Genomic DNA, 17618 nt, shown 5'->3' with positions numbered 1-17618 from the left:
CTTCCTCAAAGACGAAGGCTGACAACATGACTGACACCACCCTGCCACCAGGCGGCGACGACGGCGCGACCACCGACCGCATCGAACCGGTCGACATCCAGCAGGAGATGCAGCGCAGCTACATCGACTACGCGATGAGCGTCATCGTTGGTCGAGCGCTCCCCGAGGTCCGTGACGGCCTCAAGCCGGTGCACCGCCGCGTGCTCTATGCCATGTACGACAGCGGTTTTCGGCCCGACCGCGGGCACGCGAAGTCCGCCCGCTCGGTCGCAGAGACGATGGGAAACTATCACCCGCACGGCGACTCGTCGATCTACGACACCCTGGTCCGGATGGCCCAGCCGTGGTCGTTGCGGTATCCGCTGGTCGACGGCCAGGGCAACTTCGGCTCGCCCGGCAACGATCCGCCAGCGGCGATGCGGTACACCGAGGCCCGTCTCACGCCGCTGGCGATGGAGATGCTGCGTGAAATCGACGAGGAGACAGTCGACTTCATCCCGAACTATGACGGCCGGGTGCAAGAGCCGACCGTCCTGCCCAGCCGCTTTCCGAATCTGTTGGCGAACGGCTCGGGCGGCATCGCGGTCGGCATGGCCACCAACATGCCGCCGCACAACCTGCGCGAACTGGCCGAGGCCGTGTTCTGGTGCCTGGACAACTTCGAGGCCGACGAAGAGGCCACCTTGGCCGCGGTCACCGAACGCGTGAAGGGTCCGGACTTCCCGACCCACGGCCTGATCGTCGGCAGCCAGGGGATCCACGACGCGTACACCACGGGTCGCGGGTCGATCCGCATGCGCGGTGTCGTCGAGGTCGAGGAGGACTCGCGGGGCCGGACCCTGCTGGTCATCACCGAGCTTCCCTACCAGGTCAACCACGACAACTTCATCACCTCGATCGCCGACCAGGTGCGCGACGGCAAGCTCGCCGGCATCTCCAACATCGAGGACCAGAGCAGCGACCGCGTCGGTCTGCGCATCGTCGTCGAGGTCAAGCGCGACGCGGTGGCCAAGGTCGTGCTGAACAACCTCTACAAGCACACCCAGCTGCAGACCAGCTTCGGCGCCAACATGCTGTCGATCGTCGACGGCGTGCCGCGCACGTTGCGCCTCGACCAGTTGATCCGGCTCTATGTCGTCCATCAACTCGAGGTCATCGTCCGGCGTACCAGGTACCGGCTGCGCAAGGCCAACGAACGTGCTCACATCTTGCGTGGCTTGGTCAAGGCGCTCGACGCCCTCGACGAGGTCATCGCCCTCATCCGTGCCTCGGCCAACGTCGACGTGGCGCGTGCTGGCCTGATCGAGTTGCTCGACGTCGACGAGATCCAGGCCCAGGCGATCCTCGACATGCAGCTGCGCCGGTTGGCCGCCCTCGAGCGTCAGCGCATCGTCGACGACCTGGCCAAGATCGAGGCGGAGATCGCCGACCTCGAGGACATCCTGGCCAAGCCGGAGCGCCAGCGCTCGATCGTGCACGACGAGCTCGCGGAGCTGACGGAGAAGTACGGCGACGACCGGCGCACCCGGATCATCCCGGCCGACGGCGACGTCGCCGACGAGGACCTGATCGCCCGCGAAGAGGTGGTCGTCACGATCACCGACACCGGGTACGCCAAGCGGACCAAGTCCGACCTGTACCGCAGCCAGAAGCGCGGTGGCAAGGGCGTCCAGGGGGCGGGACTCAAGCAGGACGACATCGTCCGCCACTTCTTCGTGGGCTCCACCCACGACTGGATCCTGTTCTTCACCACGCAGGGTCGGGTCTACCGCGCCAAGGCCTACGAACTGCCCGAGGCGTCCCGGACGGCCCGCGGCCAGCACGTCGCCAACCTGCTGGCCTTCCAGCCGGAGGAGCGCATCGCCCAGGTCATCCAGATCAAGTCCTACGAGGACGCGCCCTACCTGGTGCTCGCCACCAAGAACGGTCTGGTGAAGAAGTCCAAGTTGACCGACTTCGACTCCAACCGCTCGGGCGGCATCGTCGCGGTCAACCTGCGCGAGGGTGACGAACTCGTCGGCGCCGTGCTTTGTTCGGCCGAGGAGGACCTGCTGCTGGTCTCGGCGAAGGGTCAGTCGATCCGCTTCTCGGCGACCGACGAGGCGCTGCGTCCGATGGGCCGTGCCACCTCCGGCGTGCAGGGCATGCGGTTCAACGACGACGACCAGCTGCTGTCGCTGAACGTGGTCGCCGAGGGCACGTATCTGCTGGTGGCGACCTCCGGTGGGTACGCCAAGCGGACGGACATCGAGGAGTACACCACCCAGGGACGTGGCGGCAAGGGCATCCTGACGATCCAGTACGACCGCAGGCGTGGCACTCTGGTCGGAGCATTGATCGTCGACGACGACACCGAGCTGTATGCCATCACCTCGGGTGGGGGTGTCATCCGGACCGCGGCACGCCAAGTGCGCAAGGCCGGGCGGCAAACCAAGGGCGTTCGCTTGATGAACCTCGGTGACGGCGACACACTGATTGCCGTCGCCCGCAACGCCGACGAGGATGCTGCCGACGACGCCGAGACCGAGACCGAGACTGACCCGAGCTAAGGAGCCGTAGGTGGGTTCACCGAACGAACCTGGACCACCGCGCACCGGCGATGGGACGGGAACCGCAAACGGCTCCAACGGCGGACGAGAGGCAGGCCAGGGCAACGGCGCCGCCTCCGGCGGTGACGTGCCGCCGTGGCAGCGTGGGGCGGCGAGCCGTCCCCGCCAGCCCGAGGGTCCGCGCGCAGGCGCGGCCGCCGGACATTCGGCAGGCACCGCTGGCAACGCCGATGCCCGGCTCAACCGGTTCATCTCTGGCGGACCGTCGCGTGAGGCCACTCCCCCTCGGGACTCGGCTCCCCCACGGGAGTCGGCACCGGCGCGGGAGAACGCTCCGCAGCGCGAGTCCGCGCCGACCCGGGAGCGCGACGCCGACGCCGTTGCGCCCAGTCGTCCGGAGCGCAGTGAGTCGGCGCGTTCGGAGGCTGCCTACGCGAGTGAACTTCCCGATCTGTCCGGAACACCCCCTCGCGTACCTCGCAAGGCCTCGGCCGAACGCACTACCGCGGAGTCGTCGTCGCGGCCGACGACGGCGACTCGAGCGTCGGCGGCCAACCGGTCCCAGGGTCCGGTCCGGGCGAGCATGCAGATCCGGCGGTTCGATCCGTGGAGCGTGTTGAAGGTCTCCCTGGTGCTCAGCGTCTCGCTGTTCTTCGTGTGGATGATCGCCGTGGCCTTCTTGTACCTGGTGCTCGGCGGCATGGGCGTGTGGACGAAGTTGAACAGCAACGTCGGGGACCTGCTCACCAGCGCAAGCGGCAGCGGTGGCGAATTGGTCTCCAGCGGAACGATTTTCGGTGGCGCAGCGCTCATCGGTCTGGTCAACATCGTGTTGCTGACCGCAATGGCCACCTGCGGCGCGTTCATCTACAACCTGACCACCGACCTCGTCGGCGGCGTCGAGGTGACCCTCGCCGATCGGGACTGAGAACCGGCGGTTTGGGGCGGCGGCGGTGGTTGCGGTAACCTCGTCCCTCGGCCGTCGTATGTGAATACGGGCCTGTAGCTCAGGTGGTTAGAGCGCTTCGCTGATAACGAAGAGGTCGGAGGTTCGAGTCCTCCCAGGCCCACGGTTTGCCTTACCGAAGGGGTGCGCTGTGAGAGCTGTCGTGGTGCTCGCCCTTCTCGTCGCCGCGGTGGTCGTCGTGAAGACGCGCAACCGCGTCGAGGTCTGGCACGTGGCCGCCGATCAGCCGAGCTGATCACCACGAGGGGCCTTAGCTCAGTTGGTAGAGCGCTGCCTTTGCAAGGCAGATGTCAGGAGTTCGAATCTCCTAGGCTCCACTCGATCACTTCTTGGCGTCGTGCTCCCAACGCCCCAGCGCTTGTCTGCCCAGCGCGTCATCACGTGATGACTCCGTCAGACGGCCCCCGGAAAAGTCCTGTCGCACAGGGCGATGCACCTAGCGATCCAGACCCTCGATGAGGGCGAACCGGGCGCGCGCCACGATGGCGTTGCTGGCCCGGCAGACGCCAGGCTGTTCCGAGCTGGCGTAGACGATCCCACCCGCCTCCCCCAGCGTCCACCCGCCCGACGGGTCGACCGTGAGGCGGGGACCTCGACGGGCGTCGACGAGGTACACCGTCCACGGCGCCTCGAGGAGTCCCTGCCGACGGGCCTCGACGGTGACGTCGCCGACGTGGCGCGCCAGGGCGTCCCAGTTCGCGCGCTCGCGAATCCGGTTGGCCGCCTCGAAGGCGCGATCGTCCTGCCGGGAACTCAGGGCCGGGGAGTGTTGTCGATGCTGGGAGGCAGCGGCGACGGATCGGGCTGGGTGGAACGCCGGATGATCGAGAACGAGACGGCGCCGACGGCGAGCACGGCAAGCCCCGCCCCCAGCAGCACGACCGGCCGCGGACGACGCCTGCCCCGGCGCACGGAACGAATGGTGTCCGGAAGGCCGGTGACGGCGTCCTGGGCCACCGCGAACTCCCCGGCGATGGCTTCCTGCGCGGCGGCGAGATCCTTGGCCAGCTGACCCTTGAGGCGGTCGCGCCGGTAGCGGTCGGCAGCCCACGCCACCGACGACCGCGTCGAGTTCAGCGCGACGCCCACCGCTCCCCTGGTCACGTCGACCGGGCCCACCGTCGAATACTTCAGTCCGCGGGCGATGCGCGCCGCCGGAGTCAAGCGGACGGCACTGGTGGTGGGGCTCATGGGTAGGCCTCTCGTGGGGGTACGTCGACGTCGGCGCCCACCCTATTGCGTGCCCCATTGGAGGGGGCCGGAACTCGCTGGCGAAACCCGAAATGGCACACTGGCATCCCGTGACGAGCCCCATACAGACAGCAACCGCGACCCTGCACACCAACCGCGGTGACATCAAGATCGCGCTCTTCGGAAACCACGCCCCCAAGACCGTCGCGAACTTCGTCGGATTGGCCCAGGGGACCAAGGACTACAGCACCGAGAACGCCTCGGGCGGCACCGAGGGTCCGTTCTACGACGGCGCGGTGTTCCACCGCGTCATCTCCGGTTTCATGCTCCAGGGCGGTGACCCCACCGGCACCGGTCGCGGCGGCCCCGGCTACCAGTTCGCCGACGAGTTCCACCCCGAGCTGTCCTTCGACAAGCCGTACCTGTTGGCCATGGCCAACGCCGGACCCGGCACCAACGGCTCGCAGTTCTTCATCACCGTCGGCAAGACGCCGCACTTGAACCGCAAGCACACCATCTTCGGTGAGGTCGTCGATCCCGATTCCCAAGCCGTCGTCGACGCCATCGGCAATACTCCGACGGGCCCGGGCGACCGCCCGACCGAGCCGGTCGTGATCGACTCGATCACCATTTCCTGACGCAGCTTCCATCGAGGCGCCCCGCGGTGATCGCCGCGGGGCGTCGTCGTATGGGGGGCTATCTGCCGGCGTAGCCGGCGACGGTCAATGCGTCGAGAACGTCGAGCGGGTCGGTCCCCAGATCCCACCGGGTGAACACCAGCAGGCGGTCGTCTTCGACCGTGTCGATCTCGAGCAGCCGAACCTTGCGCCCGATGCGGCGGAATTCGGTGATGCGGATCTTTGCGACGTCGCCACGGCCGATCACGTCGGTGCCGACCCAGCCGCGCACCACCAAACCGGCGTCGGTGATTGCCAGCTTTGGACGGGCGCGCCACGACAGCGCGGCAAACGCCACCAAGCCCACCCCGGCAATGCCGGCGAGAGCGCGTCCCGGAACGTCTGTGACCAGCGTCACAGCGGCAACGAGCATGCACAGGCCGAAGGCGCCAGCGGCGACGATACCCCCGGTCGGAGGGCTCCAGTTAGTTTGCTGCATGGGGTGTGAGCAGGCGTTGAACGGGTTTGATCATGTTATCCACAAGTGCTATCCCCAATGGGGATGAATCACATCGATGTGATTGGGTGACGGGCAGGTTGCGGGAGGAAGAACGCGGCGCGACGACGACGACTCGATGAGGGCGTCGACGACCCTCATCGCCAACGCATCGTGAGCAACAGCCCCGTAATCATGAAGGCAAACGCAATTGCGTAGTTCCACTGCGCCAGATTGGCCATCCACGACAGGAAGCTGGGGGCATCCACCGGGTTGGTCGCCGCGAGTTGGAAGACCAACAACCAGATCAAGCCGATCAGCATCAGACCGACGAACAACACCACGAACCACACGCTCGACGGGCCGACCTTCACCTTGACCGGCGTCCGGCTGACGGGGCTGATCGTGAAGTCGTTCTTCTTGCGAACCTTGGACTTGGGCATGGTTACCTTCGGGCAGTTGGCGCCACGCGGGCTAAGCGGTGCGACGATGGAGCGGATGCAACCCAGAGCCTAACTCAGCACGGTGCGAGGAGGAGAAACGATGGCTCGAGCGGGCCGGTCCCCCTGGCGATACGGCGTGCCCGTGGTCTGCCTGTGCGCCGGTCTGTTGTTGGCCACCACCCACACCGTCTCCGGCGGCAACGAGATTCGCCGCAGCGACGCCCCTCGGCTCGTCGACCTGGTGCGCGACGCGCAGGCGTCGGTCGACGGATTGTCCGCACAGCGCGAACGGCTCGTCGACGAGGTCGACAACCATCACGGCGGCAGCCCGTCGGCCTCGGCCGCCCTGGCGGCCATCACGGGGCGGGCCGACGCGCTGTCGGCCGGCGCCGGTCTGGAGGCCGAGCACGGCCCCGGTGTGGTGGTCACGCTCAACGACGCGCAGCGCGACGCCGAGGGCCGGTTCCCGGGGGACGCCTCCGCCGACGACCTCGTCGTCCACCAGCAGGACATCGAGGCGGTGCTGAACGCGATGTGGAGCGCCGGGGCCGAGGCCATTCAGATGCAGGACCAGCGGATCATCGCGACGTCGGCACCCCTGTGCGTCGGCAACACCCTGCTGCTGAACGGGCGCACGTACAGCCCGCCGTACGTGGTCACCGCGATCGGCGACGCCTCGGCGATCCAGGCGGCGTTGGCGGCCTCACCGATGATCGAGCTCTACAAGCGCTACGTGCTGCGGTTCGGGCTCGGCTACACCGAGGAGCGCCAGAGCGACGCCAAGGTCGCCGCCCATCCCCCGGCGGTGCGGATGCGCTACGCCAAGCCGGCCGGTCCCCTCGGCTACTGATTCCGCTTCGCAGCCCAGTAACCTGGGCGGATGCGCGTCCTCGTCGTCGACAACTACGACAGCTTCGTCTTCAACCTCGTCCAGTACCTCGGACAGCTGGGCGTGCACGCCGACGTGTGGCGCAACGACGATCCGCGCCTGGCCACCGACGCCGACGTCGCGAAGGTCGCCGAGGACTTCGACGGCATCCTGCTCAGCCCGGGGCCCGGCACCCCGGAACGCGCCGGTGCCTCGATTCCCCTGGTGCGGGCCAGCGCGGCCGCCGCGACGCCGCTGCTCGGCGTGTGCCTAGGGCACCAGGCGATCGGCGTGGCCTTCGGCGGCACGGTGGATCGCGCGCCGGAGCTTCTGCACGGCAAGACCAGCAGCGTCAACCACGCCGATGTCGGTGTGCTGAAGGGACTTCCGGACCCGTTCACCGCGACGCGGTACCACTCGCTGACGATCCTGCCCGACACGATGCCCTCGGAGCTGGACGTCACGGCGCGGACGTCGGGTGGCGTGGTGATGGGCGTACAGCACGTCGAGCTACCGATACACGGCGTGCAATTCCACCCCGAGTCGATCCTCACCGAAGGCGGACACCGGATGCTCGCCAACTGGCTTGCCGTGTGTGGTCAGCCGCTCGACGAGGCGTTGGTGAGCACGCTCGAGCGCGAGGTCGCCGACACGGTGCGGACGGCTACTGCGCGAAGCTGATCGTGACCGAGTCGCCGAACTTCAACGGCGTGCCCGCCGCGGGGCTCACGGTGGCCACCGAGTTGGTGGGATAGCCACTGTTCTGGGCGTTGGGCAGCTTGTTCAGTTCGCCGGTCCACCCCATCGACCGCAGAAGCGGCTCGGCGTCCACCCAGAACTGGCCCAGCAGCGGCGGCATCGTGAACTGGTTGCCGCGGGAGACCTGCAACTGGATGGGGGTGTCCACCGGTACGTCGGGGGTGTTCGCCGGCGGCAAGGTGCCCAGCACCTGGCCCTTGGTGCTGGCCAGCCCGTCGACCTCGACGGGGATCGGCGGCTTGGTGAAGCCGCTTGCGGTGATGATGGCGGTGGCCTCGTCGACCGTGCGGCCGTTGACGTCGGGCACCGGTTTGGTGTCGGGACCCGAACTGACCACGATGATGATCTCGTTGGTGATCGCCGAGGTCTGGTTCGCGGGCGGGTTGGTGCCGATCACGACGTCCTTGGGCACCACCAGGTTGCTCGACGTGCTCTGCCGAACCTTCTCGAAACCGGCGGCCTTGAGCTTGCTCGCGCACTGGGCATAGGTGAGGTTCGGCGAGCAGTCCGGCACCTCGGCCTGCTGCGGGCCCGTCGACACGTTGATGGTGATCTGGTCGTCGCGGGCGGCGGCGGTGTTCGCTGCCGGATCGGTGCTGATCACGTCGCCGACGGGCACGTCGGAATCGGGCTGCTGACTTCTGACCGTCTTGAACCCGAGGTTTTGCAGCGACACGACGGCCTCGTCGTACTTCTGGCCGCGCAGGTCGGGAATCTGGACGTCGCGCGGGTTGCCGCCGACGAAGTTCAACAGCACCGTCACCGCGACGGTGAGCACCGCGAGCACCGCGACGATGGCGAACCACCGCCCGATGGCGGGGTTGCGCTCCTTGGGCACGTAGCGCGGCTGGTGGGCCGGAATGTTCTCGGTCGGCTGCTGGTGGCGGCCAAGGACCGGTCCGGCCGACAGCAGGGAGGTGCGTTCGGCGTCGGTGAACACCCTGGGCGCCTCGGGAGTCTCACCGCTGTGCACGCGGATCAGGTCGGTGCGCATCTCGCCGGCGCTCTGATAGCGGTTGTCGGGGTTCTTGGCCAGCGCCTTGAGCACCACGGCGTCGAGGTCGGGTGACAGGTCCGGGTTGCGCTCCGATGGCGGAACTGCGTCCTCCCGCACGTGCTGGTAGGCCACGGCGACGGGGGAGTCACCCACGAAAGGTGGCTCGCCCGTGAGCAATTCGTACAGGACGCAGCCCAGCGAGTACACGTCGGAGCGGGCGTCGACGGTCTCGCCGCGGGCCTGCTCGGGGGACAGGTACTGTGCGGTGCCGATGACCGCCGCGGTCTGGGTGACGCTGACGCCGCCGTCGTGCAACGCGCGGGCGATGCCGAAGTCCATCACCTTCACCGCGCCGGACTTGCTCATCATGATGTTGGCGGGCTTGACGTCTCGGTGGATGATGCCGTGCTGATGGCTGAAGTTCAGCGCCTGACAGGCGTCGGCGATGATCTCGATGGCGCGCCGCGGTTCGAGCGGGCCGTCGTTGTGCACGATGTCGCGCAGCGTGACGCCCTCGACGTACTCCATGACGATGTATGGCAGTGGGCCAGTGGCCGTTTCGGCCTCACCGGTGTCGTAGACCGCGACGATCGCAGGGTGGTTCAGCGCGGCGGCGTTCTGCGCCTCCCGCCGAAACCGGAGGTAGAAGCTGGGGTCGCGCGCGAGGTCCGCGCGCAGCACCTTGACCGCGACGTCGCGGTGCAGCCGTACGTCGCGGGCGAGGTGGACTTCGGACATGCCGCCAAACCCGAGGATCTCCCCCAGCTCATAGCGGTCGGACAAGTGCTGCGGGGTGGTCATCGAGACATCTGTTCTGCCATAGGCGGCGGAGACCATCCGGCGTCACCGGGACTGGGCATGGCCCCCGGTGTCGGTGGGGGAACGGACACCACCGTGGTGCTGGTCTCGGTGGACGGGGTGGTCTTCTTGTCGTTTCGGTCCTGGACGTTCAAGACCATGAGGATCGCAATGATGATCGCCAAGGCGCCGAGCACGCCGGCCGCCCACAGCAACGCGCGCTGGCCGGGGGAGAAGGTGCGCTTCGGGGGTGGCGTCCGGTGGCTGCCGGTCGGCGGTCGGGTGCGGACGTTGGCCGTCGGTGGACGGCCATAGTCGGGAACGGCGCGGGTCTGGGCCGTCGACGACGGGATGGCGGCCGGGGTGGCCCGGCCGATGGAGGGGGCGTGGTTGGGCCTCGGAGGGCGGCGCCCGGCCCGCACGGCGGCCACCGCGTCGGCGAACGCGCCGCCCGTGCGGTACCGCTGGCCGGGTTCCTTCAGGAGGCTGATCTCGATGAGTTCCCGGACGTTGGGTGGGATGTCGGCCGGCAACGGTGCCGGCTGCTCCTTGATGTGCTTCATGGCGACCGTCAGGGCACCCTCCCCGATGAACGGGCGTCGGCCGGCCACGGACTCGTAGCCGACCACGCCCAACGAGTAGACGTCACTGGCGGGGGTGGCGTCGCGGCCCAGCGCCTGCTCGGGGGCGATGTACTGCGCGGTGCCCATCACCATGCCGGTCTGCGTCACCGGTGCGGCATCGACGGCCTTCGCGATGCCGAAGTCGGTGAGCTTCACCTGCCCGGTCGGGGTGATCAGGATGTTGCCGGGCTTGACGTCGCGGTGCACGAGCCCGGCGGTGTGCGCGACCTGCAGCGCCCGCCCGGTCTGCTCCAGCATGTCCAGCGAGTGGCGCAGCGACAGCCGGCCGGTGCGCTTGAGCACGGAGTTCAGCGGCTCGCCGGTGACCATCTCCATCACCAGGTAGGCGGTGCGGCCGGCGTCGTCGAGTTCGGTTTCGCCGTAGTCGTAGACACTGGCGATGCCGGGGTGGTTCAGCATGGCAACGATGCGGGCCTCGGCGCGGAAGCGCTCGACGAACTCCGGGTCGGTCGAGAACTCGGCCTTGAGCACCTTGATGGCCACCTGGCGTCCGAGCCGGGTGTCCAGCGCCTCCCACACCTGACCCATGCCGCCCGTGGCGATGAGTCGCTGAAGACGGTAGCGGTCGGACAGCGTCACTCCGACGCGCGCGGTCATGATCCCTCCCGCAAGGCCGCGGCGATGGTCGCCCGGCCGATCGGCGCGGCGAGTGCCCCACCGGTTGCAGACAATCTGTCCCCGCCATTCTCGACCAGGACCGCGACGGCCACCTTGGGCGCCTTGGCCGGGGCGAACGCGATGTACCAGGCGTGTGGTGGGGTGTTGCGCGGGTCCGATCCGTGTTCGGCCGTACCGGTCTTGGAGGCGATCTGCACGCCTGCGATGGACCCCGACTGCTGGGTGGCCTGCTCCGCGCCGATCATTAGGTCAGTCAGTGTAGTGGCGACCTGGGGGGACACCGCTCGTCGAAGTTCGTGGGGACTCGTCGAGCCGATGCTGGTGAGGTCGGGTCCCTTGAGGTCCTCCACCAGATACGGCTGCATCGTCACGCCGCCGTTGGCGACGGTCGCGGCGATCATCGCGTTCTGCAGGGGGGTCAGGGCGACGTCCTTCTGCCCGATGCTCGACATTCCCAGTGCGGCTTGGTCGCCGATGGGCCCGACGGTCGACGCCGCCACCTGCAGGGGAATGGGTGGGGGAGCGGTGTCGAGTCCGAACGCCTGGGCGGTGCTGCGCAGCGCGTCGACCCCGGTGCGAATGCCGAGGTCGACGAAGGCGGTGTTGCACGACTTGGCGAAGGCGATGCGCAGCGTGGTGGTGGGGTCGTTGCCGCACGACGCGCCGCCGTAATTCTCCAGCGTTGCGGTGCTGTCGGGCAACGGAATTCGCGACGCCGCGGTCACCTGGGTGTCCGGGTTGGCGCCGTTGGCCAGCGCCGCGGCGGTGGTGATGACCTTGAACGTCGACCCGGGCGGGTAGGTCTCGGAGATGGCCCGGTTGACCAACGGTGAATCGGGGTCGTCCCGCAGCTGCTGCCAGGACTGGGACTGCACGTTGCCGTCATGGGACGCCAACAGGTTTGGGTCGTACGACGGTGACGAGACCATCCCGAGGATCTTTCCGGTGGACGGCTCCAATGCCACGACCGAACCCTTGCATGGGCCGCCGTTGCACCCCTTCTGCATGGCATCCCAGGCGGCTTGCTGTACCTGAGGATTGATGGTCGTGGCGACGTTCCCGCCGCGAGGATCGCGGCCTGTGAAGAAGTCGGCGAGACGACGGCCGAAGAGCCGCTCGTCGGAACCGTTGAGCACGGTGTCCTCGGCGCGCTCGAGCCCGGTGCTGGAGTACAGCAGCGAGTAGAAGCCGGTCACCGGGGCGTACGCCTGCGGGTTCGGGTACACCCGCAGGAAGCGGAAGTGCCCGTCGGTCGAGGTCGAATAGGCGAGCAGCTGCCCGCCGGCGGAGATCTGCCCCCGCTGGCGGGAGTACTCGTCGAGGAGCACGCGCTGGTTGCGTGGGTCCGAGCGCAGCCCGTCGGCCCGAAACACTTGTGTCAGTGTGGCGTTGGCCAACAGCAGCACGATCAGACCCATGATCGCGATCGAGACGCGTCGCAGTGAGGTGTTCATACCCGCCCGATCACCTCCGTGCGCGCCGACGCGATCGGGGTGGCATTGGGGGCCTTGGCGTCCAGCGGACGACGGGCCGAATGCGAGATGCAGATCAAGATGGCCAGCAGCACGTAGTTGGCGATCAGCGACGACCCGCCGTAGGACAGCCACGGCGTGGTCAGGCCGGTCAGGGGGATCAGCTTGGTGACGCCGCCGACGACGATGAACAGCTGGATGGCCAGCGTCGAGGCCAGCCCGGCGGCCAGCAGCTTGCCGAAGCTGTCGCGAACGGCGACGGCCGTGCGCAGGCCGCGGATCACCAGGATGGTGTAGAGCATCAGGACGCCCGCGAAGCCGACGAGGCCGAGCTCCTCACCGATCGCGGCGATGATGAAGTCCGTCGACGCGGCGGGCACGGTGCCAGGCTGCCCGTTGCCCAACCCGGTGCCGAAGATGCCACCCGTGGCGAAGCTGAACAGCGATTGCACCATCTGGTAGCCGGCACCGTCGGGGTCGGCGAACGGATCCAGCCAGGTCTCCACGCGTACGCGGACGTGGCCGAAGGCGTGGTAGGCCACCACGCTTCCCGCGGCGAACAGCAACAGCCCCAACAGAACCCAGCTGATCCGGTCGGTCGCGATGTAGACGATGACGAGGAAGGAGGCGTACAGCAGCAGTGACGTGCCGAGGTCCTTCTCGAAGACCATGACGCCGACCGATGCGATCCAGGCCGCCAGCAGCGGGGCGAGGTCTCGGGGCCGGGGCAGGTTCATTCCGAGGAAGTGCTTTCCGGCACTGGTGAACAGGCTGCGCTTGGACACCAGAACGGAGGCGAAGAAGATCAGCAGCAAGATCTTGGAGATCTCGGCGGGCTGAATCGAGAAGCCCTGAAAGCGAATCCAGATCTTGGCGCCGTTCTCCTCCGACATCGAGCTGGGCAGGATGGCGGGGATCAGCAGCAGGACGAGGCCCGTCAGTCCGCACACGTAGCCGTACCGGGCCAGCATGCGGTGGTCGGTCAGAAATCCGACGACGAGGCAAAAGGCGATGACCCCGACCAGCGTCCACAGCATCTGCTGGTTGGCACTGGGGCCGCGGTCACCGCCTGCGCCGATTGCCCCCTCGGCGAGGTCGAGACGGTGAATCATTACCAGTCCCAAGCCATTCAGCAGAGCCACCACCGGGAGCAGCAGCGGATCGGCATAGGGCGCAAAGCGGCGGACGGCCACGTGTGCGGCGGCGAACAGTGCGAGGTAACCCAGGATGTACTGCGCGAGGTCCCAGCGCAGTCCCTGCTCCTGGTTGGCCTCGACGATCAGCAGCGCGACGGTGGTGATCAGTGCCGCGAACCCGAGCAGCAGCAATTCGGAGTTGCGCCGGTTGGGCAGCGGGGGCACGACGGTCACCGGCGCCTGCGGCTGCGTGCTCATGACGCGGTCCGGCAGTCGGTGCCCGGCTTCTGTGGCGGAGGCGGAAGGGCCGTGGCAGTCGGGGTGGGTGACGGCGGAGCGGTGACCGTGGGAGTCGCCTCCAGGGCGGGACTGCCCGCGGTGGTGCTCACCGGCGGCGGCGCGGCCGACGTCGACGGGGAGGTCGGGGTGCCGGACGTCGTCGCCGGGGGAGGGGGCGGAGTCGGGCTGGGCGGCGGCGTGGAGGTCGTCGTGCGCGCCGAGGCGGGTACGCAGATCGGCAGCACCGAGGACTGGGCCAGTTCCCGGAGCTGACGGATGGCCTCGTCCAGGGTGCCCCCGGGCAGGCCGGCGGTCACCTGGGCGCGCTCTGACTCTCGCAGGTCGGCGACCTGAAGGGGCTTGCAGCTGCCGCGGTTGTCGTCGACGCCGATGTTGGTGATCGAGTTGCGCGAGTCCAGGCAGGCGATCTGGAACGTCTCCTGCAGCGACATTCCGGCCACGCTGCCCTGCACGCCTCGCATGATGTAGACCGAGCCGTCGCGCTCGGCGACGTAGTAGTTGTTTTGAATCACGGTGCGGCCCACCGCAAGTCCGGCGAGAACCAGCACCAGCAGCAGCAGCGCGACGAAGATCATCGTGCGGCGCGAGCGCGGCTTCTTGACCGGCGCGACGGGTTCGACGGGGGCACGGTTGGCCGCGGCGGCGACGCGCTTGGGGTTGAAGGCCGATGCCCGCCCGGCCGCGGTGTTGGGCGGCGCGCTCTGGTCGTCGACCCCGGAGACTGCGCCCGCGAGAATCGGTTGGGTCTGGCCGTATTCGTAGTCGACGACGTCCGCCACGACCACGGTCACGTTGTCGGGACCGCCGCCGCGCAGCGCCATTTCGATGAGCCGGTCGGCACTCTCCGTGACGTCGGGAATTTGGAGGGCGTCGAGGATGGTGTCGTGGCTGACGGGATCGGAGAGGCCGTCGGAGCACAGCAGGTAGCGGTCACCGGCATGCGCCTCGCGCACCGTCAGGGTGGGCTCTACCTCGTGACCGGTCAGCGCCCGCATGATCAGCGATCGTTGCGGGTGGCTGTGGGCTTCCTCGGCGGTGATGCGGCCCTCGTCGACGAGGGTCTGGACGAAGGTGTCGTCCTTGGTGATCTGGGTCAGCTCGCCGTCGCGAAGCAGGTAGCCGCGGGAGTCGCCGACGTGAACCAGACCAAGTCGGTTGCCGGCGAACAGGATTGCCGTGAGCGTCGTGCCCATGCCCTCGAGGTCGGGATCGGCTTCGACGTGTGCCGCGATCGCCGAGTTGCCCTCGTGGACCGCGGAGTTCAGTTGGCTGAGGAGGTCACCCCCCGGTTCGTCGTCGTCGAGGTGGGCCAGGGCCGCGATCACGAGCTGAGAGGCAACTTCACCTGCGGCGTGCCCACCCATGCCGTCGGCGAGCGCAAGCAGGCGCGCGCCGGCGTATACCGAGTCCTCGTTGTTGGCGCGCACCAGGCCGCGGTCGCTGCGCGCGGCGTACCGCAGGACGAGACTCATGGGCGCAACTCGATCACGGTCTTGCCGATCCGCACCGGCGTGCCCATCGGAACCCTTACCGCCGTCGTCACCTTCGCCCTGTCAAGGTATGTACCGTTGGTCGATCCTAGGTCCTCGACGTACCATTCGGACCCTCGTGGAGACAGCCTCGCGTGCCGTGTCGACGAATAGTCGTCGGTCAGCACCAGCGTCGAGTCGTCGGCCCGTCCGATCAGCACCGGTTGGGCACCCAGCTGAATCCGCGTGCCCGCCAACGCCCCTTCGGTGACCACCAGCTGCCGGGGCGTGTTGCGGCGTTGGCCGCGGCTGGGCAGCAACGTCCCGCGCAGGGCCAGCCCACGCTTGACCATGACCGCGCCGGTCGGCGCGTAGATGTCGGTCCGCAGGATCCGCAGCACGGACCAGATGAACAGCCAGAGCAGCAACAGGAAACCGACGCGCGTCAGCTGCAGCACTATCCCCTGCATCTGACGTCCTCTCCGTCACCGTCCCGATGTCGCCGCCTCGGCGTCACCGCACCGTTTCCCGGGCAGCGTCGCAACCGACCACGGGCTGCCTCAGCCGCCGTCGGCAACGTCACGATACTTGGGCCGCCGAGGGATGCGAGGTCGGAGCATGGCGTTGCCCTCGCGCCGTCACCAGCCAGTGCGCTCAGTGAACGCGGACGATGATCTCGGAATGGCCCAGACGGATGGTGTCGCCGTCGGCCAACTGCCACTCCTGAACCGGTGCGTTGTTGACCGTGGTGCCGTTGGTGGAGTTCAGGTCCGACAGCAGGGCGACCTGGCCGTCCCAGCGGATCTCCAGGTGGCGACGTGACACACCGGTGTCCGGCAGGCGGAACTGGGCATCCTGGCCACGTCCGATGACATTGGCGCCCTCGCGGAGCTGGTAGGTGCGACCGCTGCCGTCGTCGAGCTGCAGCGTCACCGTCGCCCCGGCGGAACCGTAGCCGCCACCCGCGCCGTAACCGGCCACCGGCGCGGCGACCGGGGGCTGCCCGTAGTCGTAGCCGGACTGGCCGTAACCACCGTCGGCCGGCTGGCCGTAACCGGGATCGGCGTACCCCGCCGGGGCGCCCTGGTCGCCGTAGCGGCCGTAGTCGGCCTGCGAGCCGTAGCCGCCCTGTTCCGGGCGGCCGTAGCCCTGGGGGCCGTAGCCACCCTGGTCGGGGTAACCGCCCTGATCCGGGTAACCACCCTGGTCGCCGTAGCCACCCTGATCGGGGTAACCACCCTGGTCCGGGTAGGACGGGCGCGGCGGCTCGGCCGGACGGCCGTACTCGTCACCGCGGGGAGCCGGCGGACGCCCGTAGTCGTATCCGCCGGATTCGCCGTAGCCGCCCGGCGCACCTGCCGGAGGTCCGTACGGGGGCGGCGGCTGACGGTAAGCCTGGTCGGGGTAACCGGCAGGGGGATTGGCCGGCGGGCCGTAACCGGCGGGGGACCGCTGGTCGTAGTTGGGCGGCGGGTAACCCTGGTCCGGGTAACCGCCGCGGTCGTAACCACCCTGTTCGGGGTAGCCGCTGGCGGGCTGAGCGCCGGCGGGGGCTGCCGGGTAGCCGCCCTCGGGGGCGGGCGGGTACGGCGCGCGAGGCTCCTCGCCCTGACGGCCGTACTCGTAGTAGTCGTCGCCAGGCTGCGCTGGTCCCTGGCCGCCGCCGCGGTAACTCGGGTTGTCGGTCATCGGTGGAACTCCTGGTTCTGCGGTGTGAGCACGGGCAGGGTCTGGGGGTGCAGGTGCGCTTGTGCCGCTGGTCGAGTCTGGGTTGACCGTTCCACGGGTGCGAAACTGGCCGGTGTGCAACTGCGGTGACGCCTCGAATCCAACGACCACATCACCATACGTTTGCCACCCTTGGTCACGGATGTATCCCTCCAGGTATCGGGCGAATGTCGTCGGTGTGAGGTCGGGGTCGGCGCGGACCTCGTGAAAGTCGGATGCACTGAGGGTAATGACGTAGTCGTTTGGGGCCAAAATCCTGCGGCCGCCGACTTCGCGCGCACCGGCGTCGGCTTCGCGCTGGAGAATGGCCTCGACCTCCTGCGGGACGATGCTGCCGCCGAAGACCCGCGCGAAGGTGTCACCGACGGTTGCCTCGAGCTTGCGCTCGAAGCGGTCGACCAGTCCCATGTCACCGCCTGCCTCGCTGTTCGTCGTGACGGCCGCGCGCGACGCAGTGCAGAACCTGCGTGTCGCGGGTGTCGATTCTCCTTGGCATGGTATCGGCCAAGGGCCTCATGACGTGACCGAGAGTTACCCGCAATCGGATCGAGGCTGGTCAGAGACGT

16 protein-coding genes and 2 tRNA genes are annotated in these 17618 nt (G+C 68.3%); 7 read left to right on the top strand and 11 right to left on the bottom strand.

Features of this window, described 5'->3' with window-relative positions; genetic code table 11:
- Nucleotides 1–26 precede the first annotated feature (26 nt).
- The 4 genes from gyrA to ABZ195_RS16975 all read left to right on the top strand — a co-directional run bounded on the left by gyrA (nucleotide 27) and on the right by ABZ195_RS16975 (nucleotide 3833).
- Entirely contained in the window at nucleotides 27–2549 is a 2523-nt protein-coding gene (gene gyrA / locus ABZ195_RS16990) for a DNA gyrase subunit A (RefSeq protein WP_355219667.1), read from the top strand.
- A gap of 10 nt (nucleotides 2550–2559) precedes the next feature.
- Nucleotides 2560–3477: a DUF3566 domain-containing protein gene (locus ABZ195_RS16985; RefSeq protein ID WP_355219666.1), complete on the top strand. Its 918-nt coding sequence runs from the start codon at nucleotides 2560–2562 to the stop codon at nucleotides 3475–3477.
- A gap of 68 nt (nucleotides 3478–3545) precedes the next feature.
- Nucleotides 3546–3619, top strand: a tRNA-Ile gene (locus tag ABZ195_RS16980).
- A 141-nt stretch (nucleotides 3620–3760) separates the two neighbouring features.
- A tRNA-Ala gene (locus tag ABZ195_RS16975) sits at nucleotides 3761–3833 on the top strand.
- A 119-nt stretch (nucleotides 3834–3952) separates the two neighbouring features.
- Here the strand turns inward: ABZ195_RS16975 and ABZ195_RS16970 are convergent.
- Both ABZ195_RS16970 and cwsA read right to left on the bottom strand, forming a co-directional pair.
- Complete coding sequence (locus tag ABZ195_RS16970) at nucleotides 3953–4132, bottom strand: hypothetical protein (protein WP_355219664.1); 180 nt, start codon at nucleotides 4130–4132, stop codon at nucleotides 3953–3955.
- A 137-nt stretch (nucleotides 4133–4269) separates the two neighbouring features.
- Nucleotides 4270–4707: a cell wall synthesis protein CwsA gene (gene cwsA / locus ABZ195_RS16965; protein WP_355219662.1), complete on the bottom strand. Its 438-nt coding sequence runs from the start codon at nucleotides 4705–4707 to the stop codon at nucleotides 4270–4272.
- Between the two features lie 110 nt (nucleotides 4708–4817).
- Between cwsA and ABZ195_RS16960 the strand changes: the two genes are divergently transcribed.
- Nucleotides 4818–5345, top strand: coding sequence for a peptidylprolyl isomerase (locus ABZ195_RS16960; RefSeq protein ID WP_355219660.1), 528 nt, complete (start codon nucleotides 4818–4820; stop codon nucleotides 5343–5345).
- 58 nt (nucleotides 5346–5403) lie between these two features.
- On the opposite strand, the gene ABZ195_RS16955 is transcribed toward ABZ195_RS16960, so the two are convergent.
- Together ABZ195_RS16955 and crgA are read right to left on the bottom strand one after the other, a co-directional pair.
- Nucleotides 5404–5823, bottom strand: coding sequence for a PH domain-containing protein (locus ABZ195_RS16955; protein WP_355219658.1), 420 nt, complete (start codon nucleotides 5821–5823; stop codon nucleotides 5404–5406).
- 155 nt (nucleotides 5824–5978) lie between these two features.
- Nucleotides 5979–6263, bottom strand: a complete 285-nt coding sequence (gene crgA / locus ABZ195_RS16950) for a cell division protein CrgA (protein WP_355219656.1) — start codon at nucleotides 6261–6263, stop codon at nucleotides 5979–5981.
- 100 nt (nucleotides 6264–6363) lie between these two features.
- Between crgA and ABZ195_RS16945 the strand changes: the two genes are divergently transcribed.
- Together ABZ195_RS16945 and ABZ195_RS16940 are read left to right on the top strand one after the other, a co-directional pair.
- The gene (locus ABZ195_RS16945; RefSeq protein WP_355219654.1) at nucleotides 6364–7113 is read left to right on the top strand and encodes a DUF881 domain-containing protein; all 750 of its coding nucleotides are present in this window, start codon (nucleotides 6364–6366) and stop codon (nucleotides 7111–7113) included.
- A 30-nt stretch (nucleotides 7114–7143) separates the two neighbouring features.
- Nucleotides 7144–7812 (top strand): aminodeoxychorismate/anthranilate synthase component II, encoded by a 669-nt coding sequence (locus tag ABZ195_RS16940; RefSeq protein WP_355219653.1) that lies wholly within the window; start codon nucleotides 7144–7146, stop codon nucleotides 7810–7812.
- Here the strand turns inward: ABZ195_RS16940 and pknB are convergent.
- The 7 genes from pknB to ABZ195_RS16905 form a co-directional block, all read right to left on the bottom strand.
- Nucleotides 7796–9688 carry a Stk1 family PASTA domain-containing Ser/Thr kinase gene (pknB, locus tag ABZ195_RS16935; protein WP_355219651.1) on the bottom strand — a complete coding sequence of 631 codons (1893 nt, stop codon included), beginning with the start codon at nucleotides 9686–9688 and terminating at the stop codon, nucleotides 7796–7798. The genes ABZ195_RS16940 and pknB overlap by 17 nt on opposite strands.
- Nucleotides 9685–10926, bottom strand: coding sequence for a protein kinase (locus ABZ195_RS16930; protein ID WP_355219649.1), 1242 nt, complete (start codon nucleotides 10924–10926; stop codon nucleotides 9685–9687). Before ABZ195_RS16930 ends, pknB begins: the two co-directional genes overlap by 4 nt.
- Complete coding sequence (gene pbpA / locus ABZ195_RS16925; protein ID WP_355219647.1) at nucleotides 10923–12401, bottom strand: D,D-transpeptidase PbpA; 1479 nt, start codon at nucleotides 12399–12401, stop codon at nucleotides 10923–10925. The genes ABZ195_RS16930 and pbpA overlap by 4 nt, the downstream gene beginning before the upstream one ends.
- Nucleotides 12398–13813 (bottom strand): FtsW/RodA/SpoVE family cell cycle protein, encoded by a 1416-nt coding sequence (locus tag ABZ195_RS16920; RefSeq protein ID WP_355219645.1) that lies wholly within the window; start codon nucleotides 13811–13813, stop codon nucleotides 12398–12400. The genes pbpA and ABZ195_RS16920 overlap by 4 nt, the downstream gene beginning before the upstream one ends.
- The gene (locus ABZ195_RS16915) at nucleotides 13810–15327 is read right to left on the bottom strand and encodes a PP2C family serine/threonine-protein phosphatase (RefSeq protein ID WP_355219643.1); all 1518 of its coding nucleotides are present in this window, start codon (nucleotides 15325–15327) and stop codon (nucleotides 13810–13812) included. Before ABZ195_RS16915 ends, ABZ195_RS16920 begins: the two co-directional genes overlap by 4 nt.
- Nucleotides 15324–15794 (bottom strand): FHA domain-containing protein, encoded by a 471-nt coding sequence (locus tag ABZ195_RS16910; protein WP_056551509.1) that lies wholly within the window; start codon nucleotides 15792–15794, stop codon nucleotides 15324–15326. Before ABZ195_RS16910 ends, ABZ195_RS16915 begins: the two co-directional genes overlap by 4 nt.
- A gap of 184 nt (nucleotides 15795–15978) precedes the next feature.
- A complete protein-coding gene (locus ABZ195_RS16905; RefSeq protein ID WP_355219642.1) occupies nucleotides 15979–17460 on the bottom strand; it encodes a DUF3662 and FHA domain-containing protein in 1482 nt (493 codons plus the stop codon).
- Nucleotides 17461–17618: the final 158 nt, after the last annotated feature.

The sequence above is a fragment of the Mycobacterium sp. NPDC006124 genome, assembly GCF_040614235.1.
GTDB lineage: Bacteria > Actinomycetota > Actinomycetes > Mycobacteriales > Mycobacteriaceae > Mycobacterium.
This window is presented reverse-complemented; position numbering and strand designations above follow the sequence as displayed.